The 13,728-nt window shown below is 65.9% G+C and carries 13 protein-coding genes and 1 pseudogene; 4 read left to right on the plus strand and 10 right to left on the minus strand.

The annotated features are described in order from the left end of the window. Positions 1 to 74: 74 nt before the first annotated feature. On the minus strand, positions 75 to 323 hold the full coding sequence (locus tag OYT13_RS12505; RefSeq protein ID WP_017232192.1) for a hypothetical protein: 249 nt from the start codon (positions 321 to 323) through the stop codon (positions 75 to 77). 629 nt (positions 324 to 952) lie between these two features. On the opposite strand from OYT13_RS12505, the gene dapA reads away from it, so the two are divergent. After that, on the plus strand, positions 953 to 1,906 hold the full coding sequence (gene dapA, locus OYT13_RS12510; RefSeq protein WP_261938526.1) for a 4-hydroxy-tetrahydrodipicolinate synthase: 954 nt from the start codon (positions 953 to 955) through the stop codon (positions 1,904 to 1,906). A gap of 37 nt (positions 1,907 to 1,943) precedes the next feature. Here the strand turns inward: dapA and OYT13_RS12515 are convergent, their stop codons facing one another. Continuing rightward, positions 1,944 to 3,605: a methyl-accepting chemotaxis protein gene (locus OYT13_RS12515; protein WP_268566322.1), complete on the minus strand. Its 1,662-nt coding sequence runs from the start codon at positions 3,603 to 3,605 to the stop codon at positions 1,944 to 1,946. 229 nt (positions 3,606 to 3,834) lie between these two features. Beyond that, positions 3,835 to 4,506 (minus strand): glutathione S-transferase, encoded by a 672-nt coding sequence (locus OYT13_RS12520; RefSeq protein ID WP_017232195.1) that lies wholly within the window; start codon positions 4,504 to 4,506, stop codon positions 3,835 to 3,837. 122 nt (positions 4,507 to 4,628) lie between these two features. Here OYT13_RS12520 and OYT13_RS12525 point away from each other — a divergent pair, with 122 nt between their 5' ends. Next, positions 4,629 to 5,555, plus strand: a complete 927-nt coding sequence (locus tag OYT13_RS12525) for a LysR family transcriptional regulator (protein WP_268566323.1) — start codon at positions 4,629 to 4,631, stop codon at positions 5,553 to 5,555. A 179-nt stretch (positions 5,556 to 5,734) separates the two neighbouring features. Next, complete coding sequence (locus OYT13_RS12530; protein WP_268566324.1) at positions 5,735 to 6,976, plus strand: YbfB/YjiJ family MFS transporter; 1,242 nt, start codon at positions 5,735 to 5,737, stop codon at positions 6,974 to 6,976. On the opposite strand, the pseudogene OYT13_RS12535 reads toward OYT13_RS12530, so the two are convergent. From OYT13_RS12535 to OYT13_RS12565, 7 genes and pseudogenes are all read right to left on the minus strand, one after another. After that, positions 6,937 to 7,788, minus strand: a pseudogene (locus OYT13_RS12535) (AraC family transcriptional regulator); the annotation flags it as partial. The gene OYT13_RS12530 and the pseudogene OYT13_RS12535 sit on opposite strands and share 40 nt — an antisense overlap. A gap of 96 nt (positions 7,789 to 7,884) precedes the next feature. Then, positions 7,885 to 8,676 (minus strand): trans-aconitate 2-methyltransferase, encoded by a 792-nt coding sequence (tam, locus tag OYT13_RS12540; RefSeq protein ID WP_268566325.1) that lies wholly within the window; start codon positions 8,674 to 8,676, stop codon positions 7,885 to 7,887. Between the two features lie 39 nt (positions 8,677 to 8,715). Continuing rightward, on the minus strand, positions 8,716 to 9,573 hold the full coding sequence (locus tag OYT13_RS12545) for an anti-sigma factor family protein (RefSeq protein ID WP_268566326.1): 858 nt from the start codon (positions 9,571 to 9,573) through the stop codon (positions 8,716 to 8,718). Then, on the minus strand, positions 9,560 to 10,234 hold the full coding sequence (locus OYT13_RS12550) for an RNA polymerase sigma factor (RefSeq protein ID WP_261938523.1): 675 nt from the start codon (positions 10,232 to 10,234) through the stop codon (positions 9,560 to 9,562). Before OYT13_RS12550 ends, OYT13_RS12545 begins: the two co-directional genes overlap by 14 nt. A 115-nt stretch (positions 10,235 to 10,349) precedes the next feature. Further along, the gene (locus OYT13_RS12555; RefSeq protein WP_017232203.1) at positions 10,350 to 10,730 is read right to left on the minus strand and encodes a cupredoxin domain-containing protein; all 381 of its coding nucleotides are present in this window, start codon (positions 10,728 to 10,730) and stop codon (positions 10,350 to 10,352) included. A gap of 25 nt (positions 10,731 to 10,755) precedes the next feature. Then, on the minus strand, positions 10,756 to 11,751 hold the full coding sequence (locus tag OYT13_RS12560) for a metallophosphoesterase family protein (protein ID WP_268566327.1): 996 nt from the start codon (positions 11,749 to 11,751) through the stop codon (positions 10,756 to 10,758). Positions 11,752 to 11,876: 125 nt separating this feature from the next. Continuing rightward, the gene (locus OYT13_RS12565; protein ID WP_268566328.1) at positions 11,877 to 12,737 is read right to left on the minus strand and encodes a M23 family metallopeptidase; all 861 of its coding nucleotides are present in this window, start codon (positions 12,735 to 12,737) and stop codon (positions 11,877 to 11,879) included. Positions 12,738 to 12,986: 249 nt separating this feature from the next. On the opposite strand from OYT13_RS12565, the gene OYT13_RS12570 reads away from it, so the two are divergent. Then, entirely contained in the window at positions 12,987 to 13,694 is a 708-nt protein-coding gene (locus OYT13_RS12570) for a phosphatase PAP2 family protein (RefSeq protein WP_261938520.1), read from the plus strand. The last annotated feature ends 34 nt before the right edge of the window (positions 13,695 to 13,728 follow it).

The raw sequence follows: 13,728 nt of genomic DNA on the forward strand, positions 1-13,728 counted from the left end.
TATGTGAATATTTCGTCACCTTGACGACGCAAAACTTGCGATCGCTTCCCCGCCGCACTACGATCCCGCGCTCCTCAAAAAATCAGTTGCTTCAGCCACCCCGGCGCTGCGATATTTGCCGCGCATTGCGCCCGCACGTTCCGGCACGCGGTCTCGTATTCACTTCGCAGCAGCTTGATTCTCGCCGCAACGAGACGCCGGAATGCCAACTCGCGCTCGCTGAATCCCACCCGGTCCTCATATCGGGTACCGTCGGGCAAGGGGCCTCGAATTTCGTAATACGTCACCCCGTCACGCGAATACTTCACGACTTTGGCTGCCATCTTGTCTCAATACTTTTCAGTTTTCCCCGCCCCAGTGTGCCCATTATTGTTTTGCGTTTCCGGGGTGTGAGTGCGATTGTCACTTGACGGATTCAAATTGGCAACCGGGAACGTGCGCCCGTGGCGGTCGCACCACGGGGCGGTCACCGCAATCCGGCGTTAACCGAACGTCGATTTTCGATTGAATGGATTAAACGAAGAATTAAAAGGCGTTTTAAATCGCGCCGCGCAGATGCCGGCGTGATCGACATCGACATGACCCTCGCGCATTGCGGCGCCATCGCGGATCGATGCACTTGACGCCACTTGCGTACAGCGGATAGAGTCTGCCCATGACGAATTTCCGAATCCCCTGCTCGCCGCGGTTGCGCGTTGTCCCGATGGGACAGCGGGGTGCGTTCGTCAAAAGCAAAAAACAGTCGCTCAACTGACCGGGGCGTGCTGTTCCGTCAGTTGAGCGACGGAACAGCCACGTGGACCCGGCAGTCCTCACCTCGCGCCGCCCTGCCTCACCCGGCGCGCCTGCCTCGAAGTTTCCCACGCGCCTGCCATTGCCCGTCGTCCTGCTGAACGGTTTTCTTACCGGTCAACGTACGTTCGTTTCGCACGTAACGTCCAGGGAGACACTTATGCAAGCCGCACAGTCCCAACCCCAATCGCTCGCTTCCTCTCGCGCCCCACTCTTTCGCGGTATTTGGGTGCCGCTCGTCACGCCTTTCGCCAGAGATGGCGCCGACACACCGGTCGATCACGCGGCATTACGTCGACTGGTCGCGCACTATCGTCGCTCGGGCATCGCCGGCCTTGTCGTGTGTGGTACGACGGGTGAAGCGGCAGCCCTTGACGACGCCGAACAGCTTGCCGTGCTCGACACCGTGCTGACCGAGGTCGGCGACCTGCCGGTGATCGCCGGGCTCGCCGGCAATCACCTGGGTCACGCGCTGGCGCGCCTGGACGCCTTTAACGCCCTGCCCCTGGCGGGCGTGCTAACGCCGGCGCCGTATTACATCCGGCCCGCACAGGCCGGGCTCGTCCACTGGTTTCGGACGCTGGCGGATCGTTCGCGTGCGCCGGTGGTGCTGTACGACATTCCGTATCGCACGGGTACCCCCCTGACGCTGGAGACACTGCTCACGCTTGCGGGTCACGACAACATTCGCGGCATCAAGGATTGCGCGGGCAACGCGCACACCACGCAGGCACTCATCGCCGACGCGCGCCTATCGGTGCTGGCAGGTGAGGACGCTCAATTGCTGTCCACGCTCGCGATGGGCGGCCATGGCGCGATCATTGCGACGTCGCACTGCCGGCCGGCGCATTTCGTGGCCTTGTATCGCGCGGTGCAAGCGCAGCAGCTCGATGTCGCGCGCGTGCTGTTCCATGCGCTCATGCCGATGATGCAGCTCATGTTTGCCGAGGCGAATCCCGGCCCCGTGAAGGCCTGGCTTGCACATGAGGGTCTAATGGCCGATGTACTGCGCGCGCCGATGACGAGCGCGTCACCTGCCCTGACACAGCAGTTGGTCGCGGCCGTTGCCGCCATCGACGCCGCGTTGGGCGCGAAGGCGGTCAATGCCGCCTGAGGCGAGATAGAAGACGAGGGGTGTGGAACAGTGGACGTCAGGCCGCCGCGCGCTGTCGTCCTTGCGCCGTCGTGCCGCGCTCGCCGCGGGACGACAAAGCGCCGGTCAACGCCAATGCCGGCACACGCGGCGTAATGCCCAGGCGCGCGCTGCCGTCGCTTTCCACGCGGAACTTCGCGGTCTCGTTGACCAGGTCGGCGGCCTGCTGACGCAGGTGGTCCGCCGCAGCCGCCGCCTGTTCCACGAGGGCGGCGTTCTGCTGCGTGACCTGATCCATCTGCGTGACAGCCTGCCCCACCTGCTCGATGCCGCGCGCCTGGTCGTCGCTCGCGGCGGCGATCTCGGCGATCAGCTCGCTCACGCGTCGCACCGACACGACGATCTGGTCCATGGTACGACCCGCGACTTCCACGCGCGACGTGCCGTCTTCGACCTGCTGCACCGATGCCGCGATCAATTCGCGAATGTCCTTGGCCGTGCCTGCGGAGCGCTGGGCGAGCGTGCGCACCTCGCCGGCCACCACGGCAAAGCCGCGTCCCTGTTCGCCGGCGCGTGCCGCTTCCACGGCCGCATTGAGCGCGAGAATATTGGTCTGGAAAGCAATGCCTTCGATGGCCTTGATCATGTCGCTCATGCGCGCCGACGCGCTGGCCATTGCCTGCATCGTCTCGACGACGGCACGCACGCTCTGCGCCCCGGCGTCCGCCACCCCGGTCGCTTCGTGCGACAGGCGCCGCGCCTCCATCGCATGTTCGACGTTCTGACGCACGGTCGATGTCAACTCTTCCATCGACGCTGCCGTCTCTTCTAGCGAGGCCGCTTGCTCTTCGGTGCGTTGCGAAAGGTCGGTGTTGCCCTGCGCAATTTCGCGTGCCGCGTTGTCGATCGCCCCCGACGCACCCTGAATATTGCGCACGAGATGGCCCAGTTGTTCGACGGCTGTGTCGAGCGCACTCGCCATCTGGCCGATTTCGTCGGCACGCTCGGCATTGACACGATGCGTCAGGTCGCCACGCGCGAGCGCCGAGGCCCCCGCCACCGCCGCACGCACCGGGCGCGTGACCGAGCGCGTAATCGCCACCGCCGACACCACGGAGAGCACGACCGACGCCAGCATTGTGGCGAGCAGCCACAGGCGTGCGGATCCATACGCGGCGGTCGCATCGGCGGCTTCCTTCGCGCTGACCACCTTACCGACCTCCATCAGACCGTCGAGGGGGGCGAAATACGCCACCTGCGCCTTCTGCAGCGGCCCCATCAGTTCGGTCTTGGCTTGCGCAAAGTTGCCGCTGCGAACCAGCGCCACGACCGCGTCGAGCTGCTTTCCATAGTCCGCGTTCGTGTCGGCCAGCGTGCGGTAGAGCGCCTTGCCCTTGTCGGTATAAAAGATCGTCGCCATGCCCGCGATGCTCTTGTTGTTGATCTGGCGCATCTCGTCGATCTTGGCCAGACGGGCATCGAGTTGCGTGTTGTCTTCGGACATCACGATATCGCGCAGGAGTACGGCAACGTGCGCCGCGCGATCCTTCAGGCCATGAAATTCAAGAATCTTGTTGTTCAGGTCGGAGACGATGAGCTGGGTATTCGTATCCATCGTCGCCATTTTCGTCACGGCCACCACCGCCACGACCAACAGCATGAATACATTGACGGAAAAGGCGGCGGCGAGCCGCTTGCTGATACTGAGGTTCTTGAACATTGCCTTGCGCGCGTTAAGCGATTCGTCCTGCGGTGTAGTCGTGACTTCGGCCTGCCGCCGGCAAGCCAGGCAGGCCAGTGCCTCTCTCTGTACCTCTGTGGAGATATAACGAGTGCAATTGACGAAACTTGAGCCTATGCGCGACGAATTCGCCGAATCTTCCGTCTGTGCCGTTCAGACGGGCAGCCATCGGGGGATATCCGCACCAAAACGGCGCAAACGACGCCTGTCAGCCTGGCAACTGATAAGGGCCGCCACGGGCCAGGGCGCGTTGATACGCATCACGCGCATGAATGCGTTGCAGAAAATCGGCGATCGCAGGCCAGCGCCCCTGCGCGTTGCCGCGCGCGCTCGCGGCTTCGAGCGGGAAACTCATTTGGATGTCCGCTGCGCTGAAGCGATCGCCGACGAACCAACCGGTCTTCGTGAGCGCGTCGTTCACGTAGTCGAAGTGCAGGCGCAGTTGCGGATCGACGAAGCTCGACTGCAGCGTGTCGCTGATCTTGCGGGCAATGGGGCGAGCGAAGAACGGCATGGGCGCGCTCGCGATGCGCAGGGCGACGAGCTTGAGCAGCAAAGGCGGCATGGCCGACCCCTCGGCGTAGTGCAACCAGTAGGTCCAACGCAGCCGCTCCGGTGTGCCTCGCGGCGGGGCGAGTCGCCCGAGTTCGTCGCGATCGGCGAGATATTCGATGATGGCGCCCGACTCGGCGAGCGTCAGTTCACCGTCGGTCACGACCGGCGACTTGCCGAGCGGATGCACCTCGCGCAGTGCCGGTGGAGCGAGCATCGTCTTCGGGTCGCGCGTATATCGACGCAGGTCGTAGGGAATGCCCAGCTCTTCGAGCATCCACAGCACGCGCTGCGAGCGCGAGTTGTTCAAATGGTGAACCGTCAGCATAGGGACTGGCTCCGGCGGGACGTCCGCTCGCCATTGTCGCCGCAACGCCGGGTTTAAGGGTAATCTTGTCCTTCGGCCGATCCGGAATCGACTCTGCACCCTCTCCCTCTCTTTCATCCCTCATGGACCGAATCGATGCCATGAAAGTCTTCGTCGCGATCGTCGACGAAGGAAGCCTCGCCGGTGCAGCCCGGCGCCTGGGGCGCTCTGCCGCGGCGGTAAGTCGCGCCATCGGCTACCTCGAGGCGCATACCGGCACGGCGCTGCTCCATCGCACGACGCGCTCGGTCAAGCTGAGCGTTGCAGGCGAGCGCTATGCCGCTGCATGTCGGCGCATCCTGCTCGATCTGGACGAAGCCGATGTGATCGCCGCCGGGGAACGCTCGGCCCCACGCGGCCTGCTCACCGTCTCCGCGCCGCTCGCCGCCGGCGAAACGTTCATGCGCGAGATCGTGGACGCCTTCATCGAACGCTATCCGGAAGTCGTCGTCCGCCTGCAGTTGAGCGACCTGCCCGTGAGCCTGATCGACGAGGGCATCGATGTCGCAATGCGCGTCGCCCACCTGCCCGACTCCTCGCTCGTGGCCACGCACGTGGGCGAGGTTCGAAGAATCATTGCCGCCTCGCCCGCTTATCTGGCGACCCACGATCCTATCGGGTCCCCCGCGGATCTGTCGAAGCAGCAAATCGTGTCCATGACGTACTTCGGCATCGACTCGTGGCGCTTCCCCGCCACAGGACGCGGTTCAGTACCGCAGATCGTACAGTTCACCCCGCGGCTGGTCGTCAATTCGATCCGGGCCGCGATTGCCTCGGTCGTCGCAGGACGCGGCGTGGCGCGAATGTTGACGTATCACATCGTCGACGAAATGGCGCACGGCACGCTGCGCATCGTCTTGCAGGACTACGAACACCCGCCCATGCCGGTTCACGTCATCACACCGCAAGGACGGTTGGCCGTGCCCAAGGTGCGCGCCTTCGTCGACTTCGCGGTACCGCGTCTGCGCAAACATTTCGCACGCGTACACAAGCTGGCGAGCCAGGCATAAGGGATGGGCAGTGCCGATGAAGCGGCGTCCTGCCGCCGCGACATTGTTACGCCGTGCGGAAGAATGACTTCCGAGACATAGCCGTTCCCCTGCGCGCGGCCACCTCCTAGACTGAGGGCATTGCCGTCAAACCTCGCACCGACCCACGCCGGGGCGAAGCCGGTGCTTCCGGAATCCTCATGTCCCACGCCGCCCTTGGCCGCCCCACAACCGCCGCGTTCAACGCCTGGCGCGCCACGCTGTCGGCCGCCTGCGCCAGTCTTGTCGGCATCGGCTTTGCCCGCTTCGCCTACACGGCGCTTCTGCCCGCGATCATCGGTGCGCACTGGTTCGCACCCACGACTGCTGCCTATCTTGGCGCGGCCAATCTCGGCGGCTACCTGGCCGGCGCCTTGGGGGCACGCGTGCTTGCCCGGCATGTGTCGAGCGTGAGACTCGTGCGCACGATGATGCTGGTCGCCGTCTTCGCTTTCTTCGCCTGCGCCTGGCCCATCTCGTTCGTCTGGTTCTTCGGATGGCGCTTCGCCTCGGGGTTTGCGGGCGGCGTATTGATGGTCACGGCAGCACCGTCGGTGCTGGCGCACGTGCCCCCCTCGCGGCGCGGCATCGTGAGCGGCGCAATCTTCGCCGGCCTCGGGCTGGGCATCGCCGCGTCGGGCACGCTCGTGCCGCTCCTGTTGCGCGACGGCCTTGCCCAGACGTGGAGCGGCCTCGGCGTGCTTTCGCTCGTGCTCACGGCGGTAGCGTGGCGCGGTTGGCCCGACGGCACGCCGACGGCAACGGCCGCCAGCACCCCCGCTCCCATCAGGCGCCCACACGTCAGTCCGGTGGCGCTGCGCTCGCTCTATATCGAGTACGCACTAAACGCCGTCGCACTGGTGCCGCACATGATTTTTCTCGTCGACTATGTCGCCCGCGGGCTGGGTAAGGGACTCGACGCCGGCGCGAACTATTGGGTGCTGTACGGACTGGGGGCGATCGTCGGTCCGCTTTTCGCCGGGCACCTCGCCGACCGGATCGGCTTTGCAAGGGCCTTGCGTGTCGCTTACGTCGCGCAGTTCTGTGCGGTGCTGCTGCCGGTGCTCGGCCTCGGCCTGCCCGCTCTGATGGTGTCCAGCGTGGTCATGGGCGCCTTCACCCCGGGCATCGTGCCGCTGGTGCTCGGACGCGTGAACGAACTACTCGCCCATCATCCTGCCGGACAAAAAGCCGCGTGGAGTACCGCCACGACCAGTTTCGCGACGTTGCAGGCAGGTGCCGCCTACGGACTATCGTTTGTGTTCGCCGCGACGTCGGGCAACTATTCGCTGCTGTTCATGGTGGGCGGTGTCGCGATGGCGATCGGGCTGCTCGTCAACGTGGCCTCCGCTCGCCTGGCGCTCCACTTCCCAGGCGACACACCGAACGCACGCCGGAAGTAGCGAGTGAAGTGGGACAGATCGTTGAAGCCTTGCGCGACGGCCACGTCGGTCGCCGACGCGCCGGCGCGCAACGCGGGCAAGGCACGCACCAGACGCAACTGATTGCGCCAGGCATGCGGCGCCAGGCCCGTCTCGCGCGAGAACAGTCGCGCGGCGTGAAACGGCGACAGGTCGACCGCCTCGGCCAGAGCCGTCAGCGACAATGGCTCGGTGAGATCGGCCGAGAGCCGCGCCTTCATGGTCTCGACCCGCACCGCATCGCGATATGCCGGCGTATCCGGCACCCGCGCCCGCGCATGGCGCGCCAGCATGAACGACACGGCCTCGATCAGTACACTTTCCGCCAGCAACGGGTCGGCGCCAGCCTGAAGTAGACGATGCGCCGCCGTCAGTCGATGCATCGCCTGCGGGTCGCGGATGACCTGCTCGCCAAACCAGGGATGCGCGTCGCCCGGCATCGTCAGCCCCGCCAACGGACGCGTCACCTGACGCTGTACGCCTTGCACGAAGCCGACCGGCAGGTAAAACACGCGATAGCGCCACCCGAAATCGGTTTCGCGCGCGCCGGTATGCACTTCGCCTGGGTGAATGACGGCCACGGATCCGGCGTCCGCCACATGCTCGCCGCCCCGGTAGGCATAGCGCTCGGCCCCTTCCACGATGCAGGCGAACGTATATGCATCGTGCCAATGCGGTGCGAAGGTGTGGTCGTTGTACTCAGCGGTGACCATATCGCCACCGGGGACCAGCGACGAGCGCCAGTAGTGAGGGGCGTTGCGAAACGGCTGAATCGGCGGGGACAGTAGATTCATGTGCACTACTTTACACCCGGCGTCAGGCAGTTTGCCGGGCGCGCACCTTGCCTGCTTGAGTCCTCGGTGCACGGCGATCCTGCCCTATCCCGTCCATCATCGCGTCGCCACCACGAACAGGCGTGGAAACGGCAGCAATACCGTACCGTCGGCCAGCGCCGGATACGCGCTGGCAATCGCGTCGGTATAGCGCGCCAGAAACGCCTCTCGCGATGCGTTGTCGAGCTTCGCGAGGAACGGCCGCAACGCGCTGCCCTTGAACCACTCCACGACGGCCGGTGCCCCGCCCGCGAGCGGGTGGTAGTACGTGGTGCGCCAGATGTCGACGCGCGAACACAGCGCGCGCAGCAGCGGGTAGTAGAACGTCGCGCCATGGCGTGCCGTGCGCTCCACCCCTTTGAGCGTTGCGGCCCAACGCGGATCGGCCGCCACTTCCCGCATCAGCCGGTGCGCGGGCTCGTCGAGATTGTCGGGCGTCTGCACGGCCAGCGAACCGCCGGGCGCAAGACAATCGACCAGACGCGGATACAGCGTCTCGTGATCCGGCAACCATTGCAACACCGCGTTGGCGAGAATCACGTCGAACGGGCCATCGGCCCAGGTCGCGATATCGGCCACGTCAAAGCGGCATTGCGGCAGTCGCGCACGCGCCGCATCGACCATGTCCTGCGAACTATCGAGCCCGAGCACGTCAGCGTGAGGGTAACGAGCGGCGAGCACTTCGGTAGAGTTGCCGGGGCCGCAGCCGATATCGACCACGCGTGCCACTCCGCGCCCCGCAAGCGGCGGAATGGCGGCGACGAGATCGCGCACGGGACGCGTGCGCTCGTCTTCGAACTTGACGTATTGTTCGGCCTGCCACGCAGGATTCACCGGGGCATTCGACATGACGCTCTCCATGGGGGATGGGGCAAGCGCCTTACGATATCAGGTCGCCGCCTGCAATGCCTCGACAAACACACGCAGGTGCGACGGCTCGGCATCGGTGATCGCCCAATACGTCATGCCGCCGCGCCGCCAGCGCGCAATGGCATAGCCATCGGACCCCGTGATCGTCGGCGCCGCCGCACCCATGTCACGCGCCGGAAACACGTAGACATCGATCGGATGCTTGTCCGTACGGTAGACGAGCACGGCCACCGTGCGTCCACCCACGTAGTCGACGCGTCCGCCTTCCAGCGGGAACCCCTTGGCCGACAGATCGGTGACGGGCGGCGCGTAATCGATGCGTCCGTTGAACCACGGCTTGACGGTGTGCTGATCGGTCGAGACCACGTCGATCGGATGTTGCGACAGCAATGCACGCACATGGCTCGCCACGATCTCCTGCGGTTGCAGGCCCATGACAGCCGGTTCCTCAATCCCCTGCGGCGTCGCGGGCGGACGCGCCACCAGCAACGCCATCGCGACCGCGAGTCCGCCGAGAATCGCGCCGCCGGCACCGCCGAACAACCAAGGGGCAAGGCTCGGCCCCCACGCCAGCTCGGCCGGTCGATTCACGTGTGAGGGCTTCGGCGGCGACGCCGGATGGGCCGGATTCGTCGGATCGCCCCCAGGCTTCGCATCCTGCGCAGGCACTGCCGTGGCGGGCGCCGACGTCAGGCGCACTTGACGTTCGGCGAGCGCCATGTCGTCGCGCAGGCGTTCGCGTAACGTCTGCGGGGCAGCATGGCGCAACGAACCGTCGCGCAACAGCTTGCCGAGCGTAGTGGCTTCGCCGACGACAGGGGTTTCGCCGGCGCTCGTCCCCGGCGTCGTATCGTTGGGGTCGTCAGGCTTGTTCATCGGGTCCTCCCCGCGTGGTGCCGTCAACCGGCAAACGTGTCAGACGTGCGACCTGCGCCGACGGCGCGCACGGCGTGGTCTTGGCGCTCGTGCGCGTGGCGGCCTGTGCATCGAGCACGGCAGCGGCCAGCATCTGCCTGGCGCGCGCCAGACGCGACATCACCGTGCCCGCCGGCACCCCGACGATCGTCTCGATCTCGCGGTAGCTCAGATCCTCCATCTCACGCAACACCAGCACCTCGCGAAACACCACCGGCAACGAGGCCAGCGCTCCGCGCACAAGCGCGCACTCGTCACGTTGCACGGCAAGACGCTCAGGGTCGCCGGGCGTTGCGTCATCCCAACCGGGCAGACGGGCGTCATCCTGCAGGCCGTGCCTGGCCTCGTCGAACGGTGTGCCGAGCGCCGCATCGGCGCGGCGACGCCACTCCGTCAGCCAGGTATTGCGCACAATGGCCAGCAGCCACGCGCGCGCATTGTCGCCACGAAAACCGTCGAAGAAGCGCAACGCTCGCAAGTAGGATTCCTGCACGATGTCGTCGGCGTCGCTTGCACTGCCCGACAGCCAGCGCGCGAGGTTGTACGCCGCGTCGAGGTGCGGCAAGGCCAGTGCATCGAACCGTTCCGACGCAGGCGCGCCGGGTTTTTCAGCGTCGGTCACCGGAGTCTCCCCAGTGCGGGCAACGCGGTGCCCGGGTGAATTGGTCTGTCGTCGCGAACACGACGTCAATGGCCTCATTGAATCACATCTGCCTTTCGCCACGACGATTTCGCGACTACTTCACGACGATCACACCGGTCATGTGAGGATGAATCGCGCAGTAGTAGCGATACGTTCCCGGTTTGTCGAACATGAATGAGAACGTGCCGTTGGTATCGAGCGCGCCCGACGCAAACGCATGCGGATTGTCCGAACTGGTCACGGTATGCGGGTCCTCGTCGTGATTGGTCCATGTCACACGCGTGCCCGCGCGGACGGTGAGCGTCGCGGGCGAGAACGCAAAGTTGTCGATATTGACGGCATTGGCGTCCGCGGCGTTGACGACGCCCACGAGCGCCGGCAGACAGAGCGTGAGCATGCCGGCCGACGCCACGGCGACGCCACGCAGCCATACGCGACGCCGTGCACCGCAAGCGTTCAGAAGAGACGATTTCATGGAAGGGCTCCGAAAGCCGTGGGCGTCACGACGCCAACGAGGTGTCACTGAGCATTGGCGTTCCGTCGAGCGCCGTGAAGTCGACGCGACGAATGCCGAGGGCCTGCCGCAGTTGCGACGCGTCGACCTTCAACGGTCCCGGGCCGGGGCCATCACCCGGTGCGGGCTGCGGATACGCTGTCGACATGGCTGTCTGCAAACGCACATTGCCCTCCACTTTTTGCAGGACCTGGTGGATATGCCCGTTAAGCACCGTCACCGAGCCGAACGGCCGGAGCAGGGCGAGTGCGCGTTCGCCGTCGTCGGTCCCCCAGCCCCAGGCGGGATAGACCGACCACAACGGCATATGGGTGAACACGACGAGCGGCGTGCTGCGCGAGCGCCCCTTAAGATCCGCCGCGAGCCAGGCGAGTTGCGTGTCGCCCAGATAGCCCATGCCGCCCGCCTTGAGCCCGATCACGTTGACCAGCGCGACGAAGTGCACGCCTTGTCGATCGAAGCTGTACCAGCCGACACCCCGGCTGTCGGGTGCGAAGCGTGCGAAGAAGGCGCGTCCGTCGTCGGCGATCACGTCGTGCTCGCCGGGGACGTAGTGGGTTTCCAGGCCCGCGCTGCTTACGATCTGCTGCGCGGTATCGAATTCCTCGGCGCGCGACAAATGACTGACGTCGCCCGTGTGGAGCAGGAACGCGGGACGCTGCGATGCACCGCGGATTCGATCGATGGCCAGTTGCAGCGTGGACGCCGGATCGGGATTGGCCGCCTTGTTGAAGCCGATATGGCTGTCGCTGATCTGCACGAACGACAGTGCATGACGTGCCGCCTTGTCGGCCGCCGCAGCCGGCGCCCCCAGCGACAGGCCGCGCGGCACGCCCCCGTCGAGGGTCCACAGGATACCCGCGCCCGCCCACGCAAGACATGTCATCGCCCGGCGACGCGACATGCGTCGCGACGGGTTGCCCTCGTCGAACGAACGGGCATCGGAACCGGTCTCCGGCTTGACTTCCCCTTGATGGCTCATCGCGCACCTCCCTTCGTTACGTGCGCTGCCCCGCCCGTCACCGTGACGAGTCGCAAGAGCGCCCATATCCGTAATACCGGTGCACGTACCGCTTTATTCCCGGAAAGTCGATCTCGACGCGCCCCTCAGAGCGGCGAGTACTGCCATCGAGTGGCCACCCCGGCCCCCCCATGGAGAAGCCACGACGGCACGCCATTGAGCACGCTCAGGCAAGGGTTGCCCGTGCCCGCCGGCGATTCGCTCATCTTGGCCGTGCGGCGCAGCAACGGGCGTGGATCGGCTGGCACACCTTGGCGGCGCAGTTCGAAATGCAGGTGCGGGCCCGTGACCATTCCCGTCTTGCCGACCGCCCCGATGAGGTGGCCCGCCGCCACCGTCTCACCGACACGCAGCCCGCGCGCCGTGGCGGACAAGTGGGCGTAGATCGTCTCGCTATCGTGCCGATGCGCGATCACGATGTAACGCCCGAACCCCCGGCGCTCGAAGCCGATGGACTTCACCACACCGTGCGCCACCGCGCGCACCGGCGTGCCCGACGGCGCCACGAGATCGATGCCGGTGTGCCGATGCTTCACGCGCCGCACCGGGTGGGAGCGCGTGCCGAAATCCGACGAAACGCGCGAATAGGTCACCGGCATGACGAGAGGCTTCGACGCCCGTACCGTCATGGTCGTGGCATACAGCGGCGATACCTTGCCGCAGACGGATTGCGGCAATGCCACGTTCGCGTGCGGCGACGATGCGTCGGCCGACGCGGTCGGTGCCGCCGGCGAGAAGGAAAACGACGGGGTCAGGCGCGGGTGCAGGCGTAATGCGTCGGCCATGCCGCCAGTTTCGGCCATCGCAGCCGCCGGCACCGCCATGCACAGCCAGACGCACGCCGCGCGCCAGCGGGCACGGCGGCCTTCGCCTTGCCCCCGCAGGCCTTGCGCGCCGCCGTCCAACGCGGCGCACCTGCGCTTGGAGGAAGGAGAAGAGAAAGACATCGTTCGAGAAACCTGTTCGAAAACGACGCAGTCTACGGGGCATCACGACAACAATTGACGGGAAAATGCGCAAACCATCCATCAAGTCCCAGCAAAATGCCGTCATTTGGGAATTAACCCGGCGCGAGACCCCGTTCCGTGCCTTGCCGCCGTGCGATGCCGGACCGGCATTTGTTCTCCCTAGCGTCGCGCGCGTAAGATAGCGCTTTCGCCCGAAGCCCTCCGCCCTCGGGCCGTCATTTGCCAGTCATGTCTAGCTTCTGGATCACGATTACCAATTTCGGTGGTGCCGCCGTGACGGTGCCCGCCGCCGCCGCCCTCACCCTCTGGTTGCTCTCGGCCCGTGCGTGGCGCATGGCATTCACCTGGGTCGCCCTGTTTGCGGCGGGTGCGCTTGTTGTGGCGGCTTCCAAGGTCATGTTCCTCGGCTGGGGCCTCGGGTGGCGCGAACTCGATTTCACCGGCGTGAGCGGCCATACGATGCTCGCCGCCACCGTGTACCCCGTCGTTGCATGGATGCTTGTGCGCCACCTCGCGTGGCCGTGGCGCGTGCTCGGCATGGCCACCGCCACGGCGGGTAGCGTGGCGGTCGGGGCGTCGCGCGTCGCCCTGTCTGCGCACTCGATTTCGGAGACGGTGGCCGGCTGTATCGTGGGCTTCGCCATCTGTGCTGCCTTTGCCTGGCATACGCGTCGCGACGCCACCCCCAATCTCAAAACCCTGCCGATGGCGGCCAGCCTGTTCGCGCTTGTGATGTGGCTGCACGGCGAGCGCGTGCCGACGCAGCGCTGGATCACCCACGTCGCGCTCACGCTGTCCGGACGCGAGCACCCGTTCCGTCGCATCAGTTGGCGCGCACGAAAGCCCATGCCCTCGTCGACCCTGCGGCCCTCGCGCCCCGCGCCGGCGAAACCCGCCGCCTCGCCCGATGCCCCGACGCCAGCCGCGGCACGATGAACCACCTCACGGAATGACGTCGTCGTCCCTGCGC

The organism is Pandoraea sp. XJJ-1 (genome assembly GCF_026802345.1).
GTDB classification, from domain to species: domain Bacteria; phylum Pseudomonadota; class Gammaproteobacteria; order Burkholderiales; family Burkholderiaceae; genus Pandoraea; species Pandoraea cepalis.